20 protein-coding genes are annotated in these 13,692 nt (G+C 73.3%); 2 read left to right on the plus strand and 18 right to left on the minus strand.

Annotated elements, in window-relative coordinates; translation table 11 throughout:
• Positions 1-211: 211 nt before the first annotated feature.
• From ABZ234_RS07795 to ABZ234_RS07880, 18 genes are all read right to left on the minus strand, one after another.
• Positions 212-2,515 carry a hypothetical protein gene (locus ABZ234_RS07795; protein WP_355011443.1) on the minus strand — a complete coding sequence of 768 codons (2,304 nt, stop codon included), beginning with the start codon at positions 2,513-2,515 and terminating at the stop codon, positions 212-214.
• A gap of 90 nt (positions 2,516-2,605) precedes the next feature.
• Entirely contained in the window at positions 2,606-2,998 is a 393-nt protein-coding gene (locus tag ABZ234_RS07800; RefSeq protein WP_355011444.1) for a hypothetical protein, read from the minus strand.
• A 176-nt stretch (positions 2,999-3,174) separates the two neighbouring features.
• On the minus strand, positions 3,175-4,305 hold the full coding sequence (locus ABZ234_RS07805) for a hypothetical protein (protein ID WP_355011445.1): 1,131 nt from the start codon (positions 4,303-4,305) through the stop codon (positions 3,175-3,177).
• Positions 4,306-4,312: 7 nt separating this feature from the next.
• Entirely contained in the window at positions 4,313-4,744 is a 432-nt protein-coding gene (locus ABZ234_RS07810) for a hypothetical protein (RefSeq protein WP_355011446.1), read from the minus strand.
• A 27-nt stretch (positions 4,745-4,771) separates the two neighbouring features.
• Positions 4,772-5,338, minus strand: coding sequence for a hypothetical protein (locus tag ABZ234_RS07815; RefSeq protein ID WP_355011447.1), 567 nt, complete (start codon positions 5,336-5,338; stop codon positions 4,772-4,774).
• A 29-nt stretch (positions 5,339-5,367) separates the two neighbouring features.
• Positions 5,368-5,562, minus strand: coding sequence for a hypothetical protein (locus tag ABZ234_RS07820; protein WP_355011448.1), 195 nt, complete (start codon positions 5,560-5,562; stop codon positions 5,368-5,370).
• 427 nt (positions 5,563-5,989) lie between these two features.
• A complete protein-coding gene (locus ABZ234_RS07825) occupies positions 5,990-7,549 on the minus strand; it encodes a hypothetical protein (RefSeq protein ID WP_355011449.1) in 1,560 nt (519 codons plus the stop codon).
• Positions 7,550-7,647: 98 nt separating this feature from the next.
• Positions 7,648-7,968, minus strand: coding sequence for a hypothetical protein (locus ABZ234_RS07830; protein WP_355011450.1), 321 nt, complete (start codon positions 7,966-7,968; stop codon positions 7,648-7,650).
• A gap of 31 nt (positions 7,969-7,999) precedes the next feature.
• Entirely contained in the window at positions 8,000-8,254 is a 255-nt protein-coding gene (locus ABZ234_RS07835) for a hypothetical protein (RefSeq protein ID WP_355011451.1), read from the minus strand.
• Positions 8,255-8,328: 74 nt separating this feature from the next.
• Positions 8,329-8,541, minus strand: a complete 213-nt coding sequence (locus ABZ234_RS07840; protein WP_355011452.1) for a hypothetical protein — start codon at positions 8,539-8,541, stop codon at positions 8,329-8,331.
• Positions 8,538-8,816 carry a hypothetical protein gene (locus ABZ234_RS07845; protein ID WP_355011453.1) on the minus strand — a complete coding sequence of 93 codons (279 nt, stop codon included), beginning with the start codon at positions 8,814-8,816 and terminating at the stop codon, positions 8,538-8,540. The genes ABZ234_RS07840 and ABZ234_RS07845 overlap by 4 nt, the downstream gene beginning before the upstream one ends.
• Positions 8,813-9,232, minus strand: coding sequence for a hypothetical protein (locus ABZ234_RS07850; protein ID WP_355011454.1), 420 nt, complete (start codon positions 9,230-9,232; stop codon positions 8,813-8,815). The genes ABZ234_RS07845 and ABZ234_RS07850 overlap by 4 nt, the downstream gene beginning before the upstream one ends.
• Before the next feature lie 91 nt (positions 9,233-9,323).
• Complete coding sequence (locus tag ABZ234_RS07855) at positions 9,324-9,485, minus strand: hypothetical protein (protein ID WP_355011455.1); 162 nt, start codon at positions 9,483-9,485, stop codon at positions 9,324-9,326.
• A 225-nt stretch (positions 9,486-9,710) separates the two neighbouring features.
• Positions 9,711-9,875, minus strand: a complete 165-nt coding sequence (locus tag ABZ234_RS07860; RefSeq protein WP_355011456.1) for a hypothetical protein — start codon at positions 9,873-9,875, stop codon at positions 9,711-9,713.
• A gap of 92 nt (positions 9,876-9,967) precedes the next feature.
• Entirely contained in the window at positions 9,968-10,870 is a 903-nt protein-coding gene (locus ABZ234_RS07865; protein WP_355011457.1) for a hypothetical protein, read from the minus strand.
• Positions 10,867-11,043, minus strand: a complete 177-nt coding sequence (locus ABZ234_RS07870; protein WP_355011458.1) for a hypothetical protein — start codon at positions 11,041-11,043, stop codon at positions 10,867-10,869. The genes ABZ234_RS07865 and ABZ234_RS07870 overlap by 4 nt, the downstream gene beginning before the upstream one ends.
• 40 nt (positions 11,044-11,083) lie before the next feature.
• Positions 11,084-11,251 carry a hypothetical protein gene (locus tag ABZ234_RS07875; protein WP_355011459.1) on the minus strand — a complete coding sequence of 56 codons (168 nt, stop codon included), beginning with the start codon at positions 11,249-11,251 and terminating at the stop codon, positions 11,084-11,086.
• A gap of 55 nt (positions 11,252-11,306) precedes the next feature.
• On the minus strand, positions 11,307-11,984 hold the full coding sequence (locus ABZ234_RS07880) for a hypothetical protein (protein WP_355011460.1): 678 nt from the start codon (positions 11,982-11,984) through the stop codon (positions 11,307-11,309).
• 116 nt (positions 11,985-12,100) lie between these two features.
• On the opposite strand from ABZ234_RS07880, the gene ABZ234_RS07885 reads away from it, so the two are divergent.
• On the plus strand, positions 12,101-12,412 hold the full coding sequence (locus tag ABZ234_RS07885) for a winged helix-turn-helix domain-containing protein (protein ID WP_355011461.1): 312 nt from the start codon (positions 12,101-12,103) through the stop codon (positions 12,410-12,412).
• A gap of 106 nt (positions 12,413-12,518) precedes the next feature.
• Complete coding sequence (locus ABZ234_RS07890) at positions 12,519-13,682, plus strand: hypothetical protein (protein WP_355011462.1); 1,164 nt, start codon at positions 12,519-12,521, stop codon at positions 13,680-13,682.
• Positions 13,683-13,692 lie beyond the last annotated feature (10 nt).

Genomic DNA, 13,692 nt, shown 5'->3' on the forward strand with positions numbered 1-13,692 from the left:
CCAACTGCTCGACCCTCCGGGTGCTGTTGCCTTCACCAAGTTGGGTGTAAGTCTAGTTGGGGGTTGTGGGGGGGGGTGGGGGCGGGGCCCCCCCCCCCCCGGCCGACCCCCGGTTTCGGGGGTCGGCGGCCGAAAGAATCGGTGGAAAGCGGGATGAAAGCGGCGACCGAACCGGAGTTCGGTCGCCGCTGCGCCGGTCACAGTGCGTTGCTCAGGGCAGGCGCCAGGGGGCCTTGCGGGAGCCGGGCTTGGTGATCAGCCCGGCCTCGGCCAGCTCCCGCAGGGCCGCCTTGACGGCCGTGGCCCCGTAGCCCTTCTGGGGCCTGCCCTGCTCGTCCTGGAAGGCCTCCAGGACCTCGGCGGTGGTGATCACCCGCCGGTGCCGGATCAGCTCCAGGACCCCGGCCGCCGTTCCTTCCACCCCCGCGGGGGCGGCGACCTCGGCCCGGGCCGTCTCGATGGCCGCGGCCTTCTCCTCCCGGGCCAGGCCCAGGTCGACCAGCACCTGGTGGGGGATGGCGGGCGGCATGGTCACCCCCACCGCGAACCCCCCGCCCGAACGTCCGGGGGCGGGGACGGGCGGGCCGGCCTTCTTCTCCCGCACGGGCCGGGCCCCGCCCAGCAGCGCCTTGCCGCGGGCGATGCGCGCGGCGATCTCCTCGGCGCCCGCGGCCTCGGCCGCCTCGGCGTCCTCCAGGCGCGAGGCGAACATGCCGCCCGAGCCCTCGTCCAGGGCGTCGGCGCTGAAGGGGTCCAGGTCCTGGACCTGCACCTCGGAGGCCTCGGCCATGAGGCGGTCGGTGACCTCGTCGCCGGAGTAGGCGGTGCGCATGATGCAGTCGCGGCCCTTCAGGCTCACCGCCAGACCCTTGTTGCGGGGCTGGTTCTCGGTGTCGGGCAGGCGGGCGGGGTTGGAGCGCGGGAAGTCGCGGGAGAAGATCGAGGCCTGGTTGGCGCGCATCTTCAGCGCGACGCTGTTGGCGACGGTGGTGTTGGCCCGCACCGAGTCGTGGCCGAAGTCCTCCAGCCCGTACCCCTGGGTGATGATGAGGACCGTCACGCCGGTGGAGCGCCCCTTGCGGGCCAGCCAGCCGACCTTCTCGGCGAGCACGGGGTCGGCCTTGACCTCGTAGAACTCGTCGAAGATCAGGCTGACGCCGGGGAAGTCGCGCGAGGGCTTGAAGCCGGACTTGCCCTGGGCCTTGAGGTACTTGCCGCGCTCCTTGACCAGGGTGATCAGGCCGTCGACCACCGCGTGCCAGTCGGCGAGCTCGGAGGAGCCGATGAACCAGTTCGCGTGCTCGGCGATCCTGGGGCTGGACTGGCCGCCCTTGGGGTCGATGTAGACGGTGTAGGTGCACCCCGTCTGCATCATCCCGAGCATCAGCCCCTCGGAGAGGCTGGACTTGCCCGAGCCGGTGATGCCGCCGATGTAGCCCGACCACATCGACTTGCCGTCGTAGAGCAGCCACTCGGGCTCGCCGTCGCCGTCGACGTAGCGGCCCATGCGGATCAGCGTCTTGCCGTCGCGCTCCACGACCCGGGAACGGCCGTCCTCCAGCGGGACGGGCACGTCCATGATCTGGCGGGAGATGGCCCGGATCCAGAACACGGTGGGGTCGGGCTCGCCCTCCTGGGGTGCGTCGTCCTCGATCTCCAGCTGCGCCGGGCTGATCTTGAGCGCGCTGCCGAGGCGGCCTAGATTGGCGCGGACCATCTCCGCGCCCTGGCCGTCGCCGACGGTCTCGACCTTGACCAGCGCCCCGAACGGGGTGGGCTGCACTTCGAGCATCTTCGCGCCGGGGAGCATCTTGGCCTCGGCGGCCACGTGGGCGCCCCAGCGGGTGGTGATGCGCCCGAGCAGGTCGGCCGGGACCGCCGCGCCCGAGGACTCCGGGTCCGGCAGGGGGCCGGTGAAGATCTCCTCCAGGCCCGGACGGCGCACGACCAGGGCGTGGCGGTGGTGCTGCCACCAGCGCGCCGACACGCCCAGCAGGGTCAGCACCCCGGCCGCGGCCGTGGTCGACCACCCGTCCAGGGTGGTGGGAGCGGCGGCGGCGGCCAGCGTCGCGAAGGTGACGGCCACCCCGGCCACGACGCGGGTGTGGCCGACCTCGGCGCGCACCCAGGCGGCGGCCGAGGGGAAGCGGCGCTGGCCCCAGCGCGAGCGCAGCACGCCCGGCGCCACGGCCGCGGTCAGCCCGGCGCCGGCGGCGGCCACCAGCGCGGAGGCGGCCGGGACCAGGTCGGCCCCGGCGGCCAGGCCCACGTGCGCGGCGATGGCGGCGAAGGCGCCCCCGCCCCAGTACCAGGGGACGAACACGTGCTCGTACATGCGGCGCAGTGAGCCCGGGCCCGGGCGGGCCAGGGCCTGCCAGGTCGCGTCCAGCACGCCCTCGGGGGACCACCCCTTGGCGCGGGAGGGCCCGGCCCGGTCGGCGTCCCCGATCTCGATGTCCCAGGCCCGGCGGGCCCGGCCCCACGCGGTGCGGCGGGTCTTGGTCTTCACGGCCACGGCGGCCCCTCCTGTCTCCTCGGCTCTGCTGCCCCGGGACCGGGGCGGGCCCCGCCCCGCGCGCTCTGGCGCGGGGCGGGGTGGGGTGGGTTATTCGCCCGCGTAGTAGCTCTTGGCCGTGGCGGCGTCCCGGGCGTCGGCGTGGGCCCGGGCCACGGCCTCGTTGAGGAGCACGACCTTGTCGGTGGCGTTGGCGACGCTGGTGCGCGCCATCACGATGGCCTCCTGGCCCTCGCTCAGGCTGGCGATCTGCCCGGGGCCCATCCCCGCGCGGTGGGCGGCGTTGATCAGCCCCTCGAAATGGGGCAGCACGACGGTGTCGAGGAAGTTGGTGTGTTCGCGCATCGCGCTCACGTCGCCCTCGTAGGAGGGCATGTCGACCACCGGGATCGAGGCCGCGGTCTCGGTCGTGGTGCTACTTGCGGCGGGGGCCGAACCGGTTCCGGTGGCGTCCGGGGCGGGGGCGGCGGTGGATTCCGACATCACTGAACTCCTTCACTGTGGGTGAGCGTGGTTGGTTCGGTCGTCTGGCGGCCGAACCGGCCGGGCCCCGTTTTCGGGGCCCGGCGACCAAAAGAATCGGTGGAAAGTGGCACAAAAGAGGCGACCGAATCCCGTTCGGTCGGGATGTGGTCGCCGTTCGGTCGGTGACTGTGCGTCTACCGGCCCCGGGTGAGGTACTCGCCGTCGGCAGCGTCGGGGGCCGCGGCGCGGGCGTCGGCGACCACGGTGTGGGTGCGCGCCAGGTCCACGCGCACCGCCCCGACCTTGGTGCCCGCTTCGGAGTTGGCGGCCCCGGCCGCCGAGACGCTGGAGACCGCGATGGTGCCCATGCGGTGGTTGGCCATCCCGGCCGCCAGGGAGTCCATGTCCGCGGCGATGCGCTCCAGGTACTGGCGGTAGATGTCCAGGGTGCGCAGGTGGTTGTCCAGGGTCGCGGAGTCGGACAGGTCGATCACGGAAATTTCCCCCTTGGTGTCGGTGCTCAGGCCGGCGATCGGCTCGCCGTCCCCGGTGCGCGCGGCCTCGGCCTCGCGCGCGATGTCGTTGTCGTAGTCCTCAGCGGTCCTGAGGTGGGTGTCCAGGGCCTCGGCGAGCTTGTCCTCACCGCCCGGCAGGACCGGGGCCTCCTTGGCCTCCTCGGGCCCGGCCGGGGCCTTGGCGGCCTCGGCCAGGTCCTCCTTGGCAGCGCCCCCGACCGGGGGCGCGCCGCTGTCGGGGGCCGGGGGCTTGCCCGCCTCCTCGGCGGGGGGCGCCCCGTCCTTGTCCTTGGCCTTGCGCCCGTGCAGGGGCACGACGTTGTCGGGCACCTCCCCGCCGTCCCCGGCCGCGCCCGCGCCTTCAGGGGCTCCGGCCGGGTCGGGCACGGTGTCCTCGGAGCCGGTGCCGAACCGCTTCTCGCCCCGGTCCTTGATGAGGGTGTAGCCCTTCTTGACCAGGGCCTTCTTCTTCTCGTGGCGCTCCTTGCGCGCCTTCTTGCGCTCGGGGCGGCTCAGGTGGCGCTCGGCCCGCCAGGCGTCGGCGTCGTCCAGGGCGTCCTCCCACCAGTGCCGGGCCAGGTCCTTGATGCGGATCCGGCGCGGCTCCAGGGCCGGCGGCAGCGGCTTGCCCGTGGCCATGGCCTTCTCCCACGCGCGCAGGCGCTTCTCGTCGTGGGCCATGCGGGCGGTGCGGTAGGCCACCGAGGGCGGCGTCTGCCCCTTGAGAATGGCGGCGGTGTCCTTGATGCCGCCCCCGGCCGTGCCCCAGGTGAGCAGACCGGCCAGGATCAGTGCGCTGATCGGTTCCATGGGCGCCTCACACCCCGATCAGGTTGCCGAAGAGCACGGCGCCGGCGCCCGAGAGCCCGTTGGTGGCCTGGGTGCCGTACAGGCCCAGGTCACCGCCGGTGACTGCCAGCAGGACGGGCACGATCAGCGCCATGGTCTTGGCCAAGCCGTCGGGCTGGCCGTCGGCCAGGTCGATGATCGTCCCCAGGACCCCGAACATGGCGATGATGCCGATCGCGGCCACGGGCAGGCCCACCACGGCGCAGAGGAAGGTGAGCACCCAGGTGATGCCCTCACCGACGAAGCACAGGGCCGCAGCGGACCCGGCCATCAGGGCGAAGAGGAAGACCCCCCACGCCGTGTACTTGCCGTACTTGCGGCTGCGCCCGAGGGCGACCATCACGGCCAGCGAGGCAAGCATGACCAGGAACATCGTGGAGCCGAGCAAGAACGCCAACATTGAAAAACCTCCTAACGAATCGGGATGTCAGAACAGGGCCAGCACGGCGCTGACCAGGGCGGATCCGACCACCCACAGCGAGAGCACGGCCAGGATCAAAGCCGCCTGGCGGGCCGCGGACACACACGACCAGGCCAGGAGCACCGCCGCGCCGATCACCGGCAGCGACACCACCAGGCGCGCCACCTCCGCCACGCGCAGGACGGTGTTCTCGGGCAGGTGGTCGCCCTTGAGCGCCTGCTCCCAGAGCTGCTTGAGGCCGGGTGAGGCCTCGTTGAGCAGGTCGGGGGGCCGCAGGTGCTCGGCCGCCCACGCCCGCAGGGCGGCGACCCGGTCCAGGTCCAGGCCTCTGTAGGGGACCTCGTCCTTGTCCGGGCCGTCCTCCCCGCCCGGGGTGGCCGGGGCGGCCGGGGCCGGAGGGGGAACAGGAGGGGCCGGCCGGGGTGCCGCCTCGGGCGGCTCCGCAGGCGCCTCAGGCGGCGTCTGCGGCTCGTTCGCGGGCCGTCGGGCCTCCACCGCCCACAGGGGCGGCGCCGACTCGCGGCTGCGGTGTGGAGCCCCGATCGGGGGCTCGCGGTCAGGCAGGGCACCCATCGGCCCCTCCAATCAGTCGAAGTAGCAGGTCAGTCGAGCGCGAGAACCACGAGCGCGCCGCCGCTCAGGGCCAGGAAGACCAGCAGCGGCGGATGCCGGGGCATCTCGCGGCCGAGCATCCGGTAGCAGGCAACGGTGAGCACCGCCGCCGCCACGGCGGCGACGCACACCAGGAACAGGACGGCGAGCCAGTACAGGACGCCGCCGACGAAGCTGAGGACCATGGGTTCTTCCTTCGGTCGAAGGGCTCTGCCTGCCCGCGCGTGCGGGGGGCACCGCCCCTCGGGGCGGGTCCGGCCCGGCCGCGCGGGCAGGCAGAGCAGGTGGATATCGCCGCAGGTGCGGCAGGGTTGGGGCCGCCGCCCGGGTGTGGGCGGCGGCCCGTGAAGAACGTGGTCGCCCCCGCTGGGGCGGGGGTCGGGCTCGTGGGTCTGGTGGGCGGATACAGGCCTCCTCTCGGTAGTGGTCGAACGGGGTGGGCGGGGCCGCTCGCACCGCGGCTCGCAGGCGTTGGTCGCCGTGCGTCACCGGAGTGCGTCACGTCCCCCGGAGTGGTGAGCGCGCCCACCCGGCCGAGGGGGGCCGGGTGGGCGTGCTCACCCGCCGGGGCGGGTGGCCCGCCCCCGCGCAGGGCGGGGGCGGGGTCGAAGGTCAGGGCTGCCTGTTCTCACCGAAGACGGTGTGGCCGCTCTTGTGCAGGGCGTTGCGGTGGTCGCGGACCGTGGTGCGCGACATCGGGAGCCTCCTCTCCAGCTCGGCGTTGGTCACGTCCACGCCCAGCTCCTGGATGACTTCCAGGACGCGCTGGCGGTTGCGCTCGCCCTCGGCGATGCGGGCGGCGTGGTGCGGAGCGCGTTCCTCCCGCTCAGGGGCAGTTCCGCCACCCTGGGGTGCCGGGGCGGGGCGTTGTGCCTGGTCAGGGGCAGTGCCGCCAATGCCGCCAGTTCCGCCACCCTGGGGTGCCGGGGCGGGGCGTTGTGCCTGGTCAGGGGCAGTGCCGCCAATGCCGCCACCATTGCCGCCATTGCCGCCACCGGCGCTCTGAGCCTCGAACAGGCCCGCGCCGAACCCCGCCACCGGCGCCGCCGGGGTGTTCGCCGCAATCCCCATACCGCCTCCCCCGGGCTGGGCCGGGGCCGCGCCCAGCGCCCAGGTCGGGACCTGGGTCGCGCTCACGTTAGGGGGGGAGTTCTGCATGAGCATGGCCAGCACCTGGAGCGGCATCGTCCCCACCAGCTGACCGGCCATCTCCAGCCGCTCGCTCATGACCGTGAAGTTCCCGCGCTCCTGGGCCACCTGCACCCGAGTCCGCGCGTTGATCTCGGCCTCGGCCTTGCCGACCTCGGCCTCGGACTTCAGCTCGATGTAGTTCGTGTCCTGCCAGAGTTCGGCGATCTCGCGGCGCCGTTCCACCGAGAGCGAGGTGTCGTCGGCGGCGGCCTCCGCCGCCGCCGCGGTCTCCTGCTCGGCCTGGGCCGCCAGGGCGGCCAGGGTCTGCTGCGCACGCGAGTGCGTCAGCACGGCCCACGCCGTCTTGGAGATCATCGGCAGCAGCCCCAGGACCGTCCACGCCATCTGGCCGGCGTCCACGCCGTGGAAGAGCAGGAGCGCGGCGGCGGCGAGGGCCAGGACCCACCCGGCGGCGGTCCGCCACGGGGCGACGTGGCCCTCGCGGGCGGCCTGCTGGTAGTTGGAGGCCAGCACCAGCAGCCAGCCGCCCTCGACGACCAGTCCGGCGGCCAGGCCCACCACGTGCAGGGGCAGGGCCGCGTTCACACCGGCGACCTGGTCCCACAGCGCCCACACGGTCGTGATGGCCGAGGCGATGGTGATCAGCCCGGCGATCAGGCGGACCGGGTCGGGCCCTGCCGAGGGGGGCGCGGCCAGCGTCCGCGGCCCGCCGGCGGGCACCGCCGCCGGAGCAGGGGCCGGGGCCTGGGGTGCCTGGACCTCGGGCTCGGCCTCCGGTCCGGGTTCGGCGGCCGGGGCGGCGTCCGCCTCCGGCGGCTCCGTCCCGGGGGCCGGGGGCGCGGACTCGGGCTCGGCGTCGGGTGCCGGGGCCGGGTGGGCGTCCTCCGGCGCGGGGGCGGGGGCGGTCTCCGGCTCAGCCGGAGCCGGGGCCGGGGCCGGTGCGGGGGCCTGCTCGGTCGGCGGCTCGGCGCGGTTCTTCTTGTCGAGCCCCCACGCCAGCTTGGGCATGGTCAGTTTCATCGTGTTCGTCCTCACGGGTCGTGGTAGATATGGGGGCGGGGCACCTGCCGTCTTAGACTCGGCAGGTGCCCCGCTGTGTAGGCGGTCCAGGGGCGCGATCAGGCGGTGTCGGCGAGCAGGGCCGCGGCCCGGCGCCCGGCTTCGACGCGCTCGACCTCAGCCTGCAGGCGGGCGATCTCGGCCTGCAGCAGGGTGAGCTGGTCGACAGCGCCAGTCACGACCATCAGGCCCTCGCCCAACTCCTGGACGGTGTAGCCGCTGCCCCGCAGCAACTCGGCCACCCTGAGCGCGTACTTCTGGTGGACCCGGACCTGGGCGCCGTTGCGGCACAGCCGAGCCTCCAGAATCGAGTCGGCGAAGGGCAGGCCCATCCTGGCCGTGGCCCAGATGTCGTCCAGGTCCTCTTCGGTGATGGGCATCGTGTGCTCCTGTTCAGGTGCTCGGGGCGGTTCAGGCGGCGTCGGCGAGCAGGGCCGCGGCCCGGCCCTGGGGGGCGGGCAGTTCGTACACCAGGCGGTGGCGGCTGGTCAGCGTGACCTGCCTCGGCGCGCCCCGGCCGGGGGCGACCAGGATGGTGTTCAGGCTCCGGTCGCCGCCGACCAGGCGCCCGCGCACGACCGGCCGCAGGACCCCCGTGCTGTCGTACTCATCCAGGCGCACCTCCAGGGCGCCGCCGATGACGTCGGTCAGTTCCTCGCGGCTCATGTCCTATCTCCCTGTGCTCGAAGGAAGACCCCGCCGCGGGTGCGGTCCGGGGTCCGTGGAAAAGGTCGTGTCGGTCAGCAGCAGTGGTCGAGGTCGCAGCCCGGTTCACAGTCCGCGTGCGGGTCCTCGGCCAGGCCGAGCAGGCGGGCGATGTCGGCCAGCGCGAAAACGCAGCAGTAGGCGAGCGTGAGCGCCTCCCACCAGCTGCGGTACAGGCCCAGCGCGAGGACCGCGAGGACCATGGCCACGACGACGGCCGTCAGGGCGCTCTCCGGTGAAGGCCTCATGCGGCCATCCCGAAGGAGTCGTCCTCGGGGTGGTCCTGGCACGGGCCGTCCCACAGGCGCCTGCCGCACTCGCACCGGGGCGGCCACCAGTCGGCGACGCGCCCGGCCAGGACCAACGCCCCGATCAGGACCGCCGCGAGTATGAACCCGCTGTCCTCCCACAGCAGGAGGCTGACCGCGTGGTAGACGGTGCACGCCAGCAGGGTCAGGTGCATGGCCGCGTGCACCGGCCCCTGGTCCCGCAGACGCGCGGCGAAGTAGCGGAGCTTCCTCATGCCGCCTCCTGTCCGGCCCACTCGTCGGCGAAGGCGTCCAGGCGCAGGACGGGGTAGCCGCCCCGGCGCTCGTGCAGGACCTCCTCGGGGGTGGGCGCGTCGACCAGCGCGGCGTCGACGAGGCGGTCCAGGGGCCGCCACACGGGGGTCTCGGCCAGCGGGGTGAGCCGGGCGTCGTCGATCAGGACCTGGTCCAGGATCGCGGCGGCCCGGGCCGGGTCCTCCCAGCCGGCGTCGAAGGGCTCGCCCTCGTACCAGGCGGCCTCCTCGGGGTCGTGGCAGGCGAGCTCGCCCGCCTCGGCGTCCCAGTACGCCGGGGCGCTGCGCCCCGCGGCGGCCGCGGCCTCCAGGTTGTACTCGACCCCCCAGCCGTAGTCCCGGCGGGGGCCGATCGTCGTATACTCCAGCACGCTCATCTGCGTTCTCCTGTTCATGGGTGGGGCGGGTGTGCGAGAGCCCCGCCCGGGTCGCTTCCGGGCGGGGCTCGCTTGCGAGCTGTGCGGGGTGCTAGCGCAGGCGCGGGTTCTTGCGGGCCTGGTCGCGCTGCTCCTTCTCGCCCTGTTCCCAGGCCGCCTTGGTGGCCTTGCGGGCGTCCTTGATGTCCTGGACCGTGCCGTCGGTGGCCTTGTAGAGCTTCTTCTGGGCGTCGATGATCGGGTTCTTCGCCATGGCGGTCTCCTTGGTTCGGGTGTGCGTGCAGGTGGTGGACCCTGGTGGTCCCCCGGACCCGCCCCGCCCCCGCACCGGAGCGGCAGGGGCGGGGCGCGGCAGGCACCCCAGGGGGTTACGGTGTGCGGGCGCGCTCGGCCCGCAGGGCCAGCAGCGGCACCGCGACCAGCACGGCCAGGACCACGAGGGCGACCACGGCCGCGGCGCGGGTCTCCTCCGGGGTCGTCACCGGTCGCCGCCAGCGGGGGTGTTCACTTCCTGGCCGCGCACGACCGTGCCGTCGGTCACCGTGGCGCCGGGGCCCACGGCGCAGCCGTCGAGCACGACGTCGTCGCCGAAGACGAAGCCGTCCAGGCCGCTGATCTCCTGATGCGTGTGCTGCTCTCCCACGGGTGCGCTCCTTGTGGTGTGGGCGGTGCGGACCGGGCGGTCCCCCCGCCCCGCCCGCAGGACGGGCGGGCGGGGCAGGGGGGCCGACCGGGCTAGAAGGGCACCCCGGTCTTCTCTTTCAGCAGACGGGCGCGCCGGTCCTCCAGTACAGCGATCTGGCGTTCCAGGCACTCGATCTCGTCCTCGCCGTCGCCGTCGGCGAGCGCAGCCGCATCGGCGGCCCGGCGGGCTTCGGCGGGGGGCGGCAGGGCCCGGTCCACTGCCTCCAGCACCGGGGCCGGGGAGCGGGGCCAGGACCGCTCTGTAGTGCTGGACCGGCCGAGCAGCCGGTTCTCGCGGATCTCGGCCACGCTGCGGTCCACGGCGCCCGGGCCCGCCGGCCAGATACGCCCGCACCCGCACACCAGGTGGGCCCGCTCGGGGAAATCGGTGTGCCAGACCAGGTCCCGGGTGTCCTCGGTGCACTCGGCGGACCGGCATTTCCACGTGTGCGGGAAGCCGGTCCACGACGAGAACCGCATCCCCGCCATCAGGTCCCCGGCCTCGCCGAGCCCGCGGTATCCGGCGCCCACCATCAGGGCGTAGACGCGGGCGAGCATCCCTGCGGCGTGCGCGGCCGCGAGGGTGCGGTCGCACTGTTCGGTGAGGATGTCGATCGTGTCCAGGGCCCGGGAGTGCTCGGCAAGGACGAACTGGCGGTCGTCGGCGTCGAGGAGCTTCTCGCGCAGGTCCTCGGGGATGGCCGCGTCGGTGCGGGCGTACTCGATGTCCTCGCAGGCGGCCTTGATCTCGCCCAGCTGGTGTTCGGCGGCCTGGAGGTTGGCCTCGGCCTCGTCCAGCTGCTGCCCCAGGGAGATGGAGTGGCCTCGGCCCTCCAGGCACAGACCCTCGGTGGAGCGCTTCTGCTCCCGCAGGTCCTTCGTCCGGCCCTCCAGCTGGGTGTGGGCCTCCGCCAGCTCGGCACGGCAACGGCGGTGGGTGATCCTGATCTTCATGCGGCGTTCCTCTCGGGTCGGACGGGGGCGGGCATCGGGGTCAGGGCCGGGCCGCTCCCGGCCGACCAGGCGTCCACGTGGGAGCGGATGGTCTCGGCGGCCACCTCCACGGCGGCCCGCAGGCCACCGGGGTGTTCGTCCAGCGGATCGGTCAGGGCCTCGGGCAGGGTCATGAATGCCTTCTCTCTGGTTGCAGCGGTGCGGAAGTGCGGATCAGAGCACCGTGATGCTGCTGGCGTCGGGCCAGTTCTTCGCGGCCCTGTCCGCGGCCTCTCCGGCGCTGCGGGCGCGGATGCCGTCGACGATGCGGTCGCGGGGGATGCCGGGGCTGCTGGTCCAGATGACCTCGACGGTCCATTCGCGCTGCTCGGGCACGGCCATGGCGGTCTCCTTGTTGCGTGTCGTGGTGGTGGACCCGGTCGCGGTGCGGTGCTGCTCAGGCGGCCAGCGCCATGCGGCGGACCTGGCGGGCCCGGCGCATCGCGCGTCGGCTGGTGCGGGGGTGGGTGAGCAGGATCTGCTGCACCGCCTGCTTCGCGGCCTGGTGCACCGCAGCAATCCGGGAGGCCCACTTCTTGGCCAGGCGGGCCGCAGCGGCGGTGTCGTCGAGCAGGTGCGCGAGGTCGGCGTGCGCGCTGGCGGCCTCGTCCTCGCGGGTGGGGACGGCGTCCTCGTCGTCCCCGTGGGGGTGGTAGGGCGCGATCTTGTTCGAGCTGTCGGGCGCGGTGTCCTCGCTGTAGACGGGCACGCGCATGACCGGCCGGGACTTGCGGCTGGTGTCCTCGACGGGCGTGTCGCTGATCGCGGGCAGGAGCGGTTCGATGTCGGTGATGCCGACCTCGGCCGCCTTCTCGCGCAGGAACTCCATGTCCTCCTCAGCGGTCTGCTCCCACAGGGCGCGCTGCAGGCGCGCGTGCTCGGCGCGCCAGGCCCGGGCCTCGGCGCGGGCGGGGTCGGCCTGGGCCATCATGTCGGCGGCCTTGCGCCCGCCGGCCTTCTCGATGGCCTCGGCGATGGCCAGGTCGTCCGCAGAGGATCCGCCTCCACGGGCGACCCGGAGCACGTCGGCAACAGCGGCGCCGGTGGCGGCGACGACCTGCGCGATCCGAGACATGTTGAGCTCCCCCCTGGAACAACCTTGCTTACATAAGCTATCATGACTAAGCACAGTAGGGTTGTCAAGCAGCACAGCTACTTAACTGAGATGAGCTACCTAGGTATGGTCAGTCCATGAGCACGCCACAGCAGCCGTACAAACGCGTCCTTGAAGCACTCAGGGAGGACTTGGACACCGGCCGAATCCGGGTGGGGGACAAGTACCCCAGCGTCAACGAACTGGCCGCCGAGCACGGGGTGGCCACTGTGACCGCCCGACGCGCCCTGGAAAAACTGAGGGACGAGGGCCTGGCCACCTCCCAACAGGGAGTCGGCTGGTTCGTCACCGAACCGCCGCCGCCCGGACCCACGGTGGAAGAACAGCTCCAGCAGGTGCTGGAACGACTCGCCCGAGTCGAGCAACACCTCGGCCTGCCCCAGAGCTGACGTCCCTGATCCCATGCCACCAGCATCCCGAGCGCACCCGCTCACGACCAGAGGACACCACAGGACACCACTGACATCCCACGTGTCCCCTAGGAGGACGACCACCATGACCCGCGCCCCCACCCCCAACCGCGCCCTGACCCGGGCCCGCAAACAACTCGACTGGTCCCGGGCCAAACTGGCGCGCCAGGTCGCCGCAGCCTCCCAGGGCAGGATCAGCGCCGAGTCCGCCGAACGCGCGATCAAGCGCCTCGAAACCGGCGAGGTCCAAAACCCCACCAGCACCTACCGGCACCTGATCAGCGACGTGCTGCGCACCTCACCGGTCACCCTGTTCGGCGCGCCCACACCCGAGCCCGCCACCACAGCGACCTCCCTGACCGTGACCTGCCGCAAATACGTCCCGGTCACGGCCACCCCCGAACTGGCGGCCCTGATCGCCCGCGACCCGCGCATGCGCCCCGACCTGATCGACGACACCGCCTGCTGGCGCACCACCCTGCCCTGGCCCCACGACCCCGACGCCCGGCTCACCGTCACCGCGTTCGCCTTCGGCGGCCTGGTCGCCGAGCTGCGCCAGACGCTGGCCTTCGCCGACCTGGCCGAACTGGCCGTGTGGCGCCACACCAGCTACGAGACCGACCGGCCCCAGGTGGGCGAACTGCTGCGCCGCACCTGGCCCCAGATCACCACCGCCCCCGAGTACGTGCTCGGCACCTGGTGGCTGGCCCGCTCCGCCTGGACCGGACCCGACCTGGACACGGCCGTGCGCATCATGAGCACACCCTCGGCACTGCTGCGCCGCCAGGGCCAGCCCACCGCCGACGAACTCCTCATCGGCGCCCAGGTCGCGGAGAAGGCCGCCTGGCAGCACGGGTTCGACCCCGGCCCCGGCCTGGTCGACTTCGGCCTGCCCGGCGTCTCGGTCGGCTACGCCACCTGGTCCGGGGTGGCCTACGCCCCCCTGGCGGTGGAGCGCTCGCTGGCCCCCGACGAACTCGGCGACTTCGAGACCCTGTGCCAAGGCCTGTGGTCGCTGTGCCACACCGTGCGCACCGCCGTCGAAGAGGGCCAGGACCCCCAGGTGGACCCCGAGTACGGATGGCGGTGGCTGCGCGCGGTCACCAGCAAGATCACCCGCCCCCGGCCGACCGAGACCCGCCAGGTGCGCAGCATGCGCGACGCCGTCCTGGACACCTCCCAACTGCGCACCATGCTGCCCGAGACCATCGAGCAGCTGCGCGACGCAGCTGGCGCCCGCACCCTGTAGCACCCGACAC

Origin of the sequence: Nocardiopsis sp. NPDC006198 (genome assembly GCF_040613895.1) — a bacterium.
Classification (GTDB): domain Bacteria; phylum Actinomycetota; class Actinomycetes; order Streptosporangiales; family Streptosporangiaceae; genus Nocardiopsis; species Nocardiopsis tropica.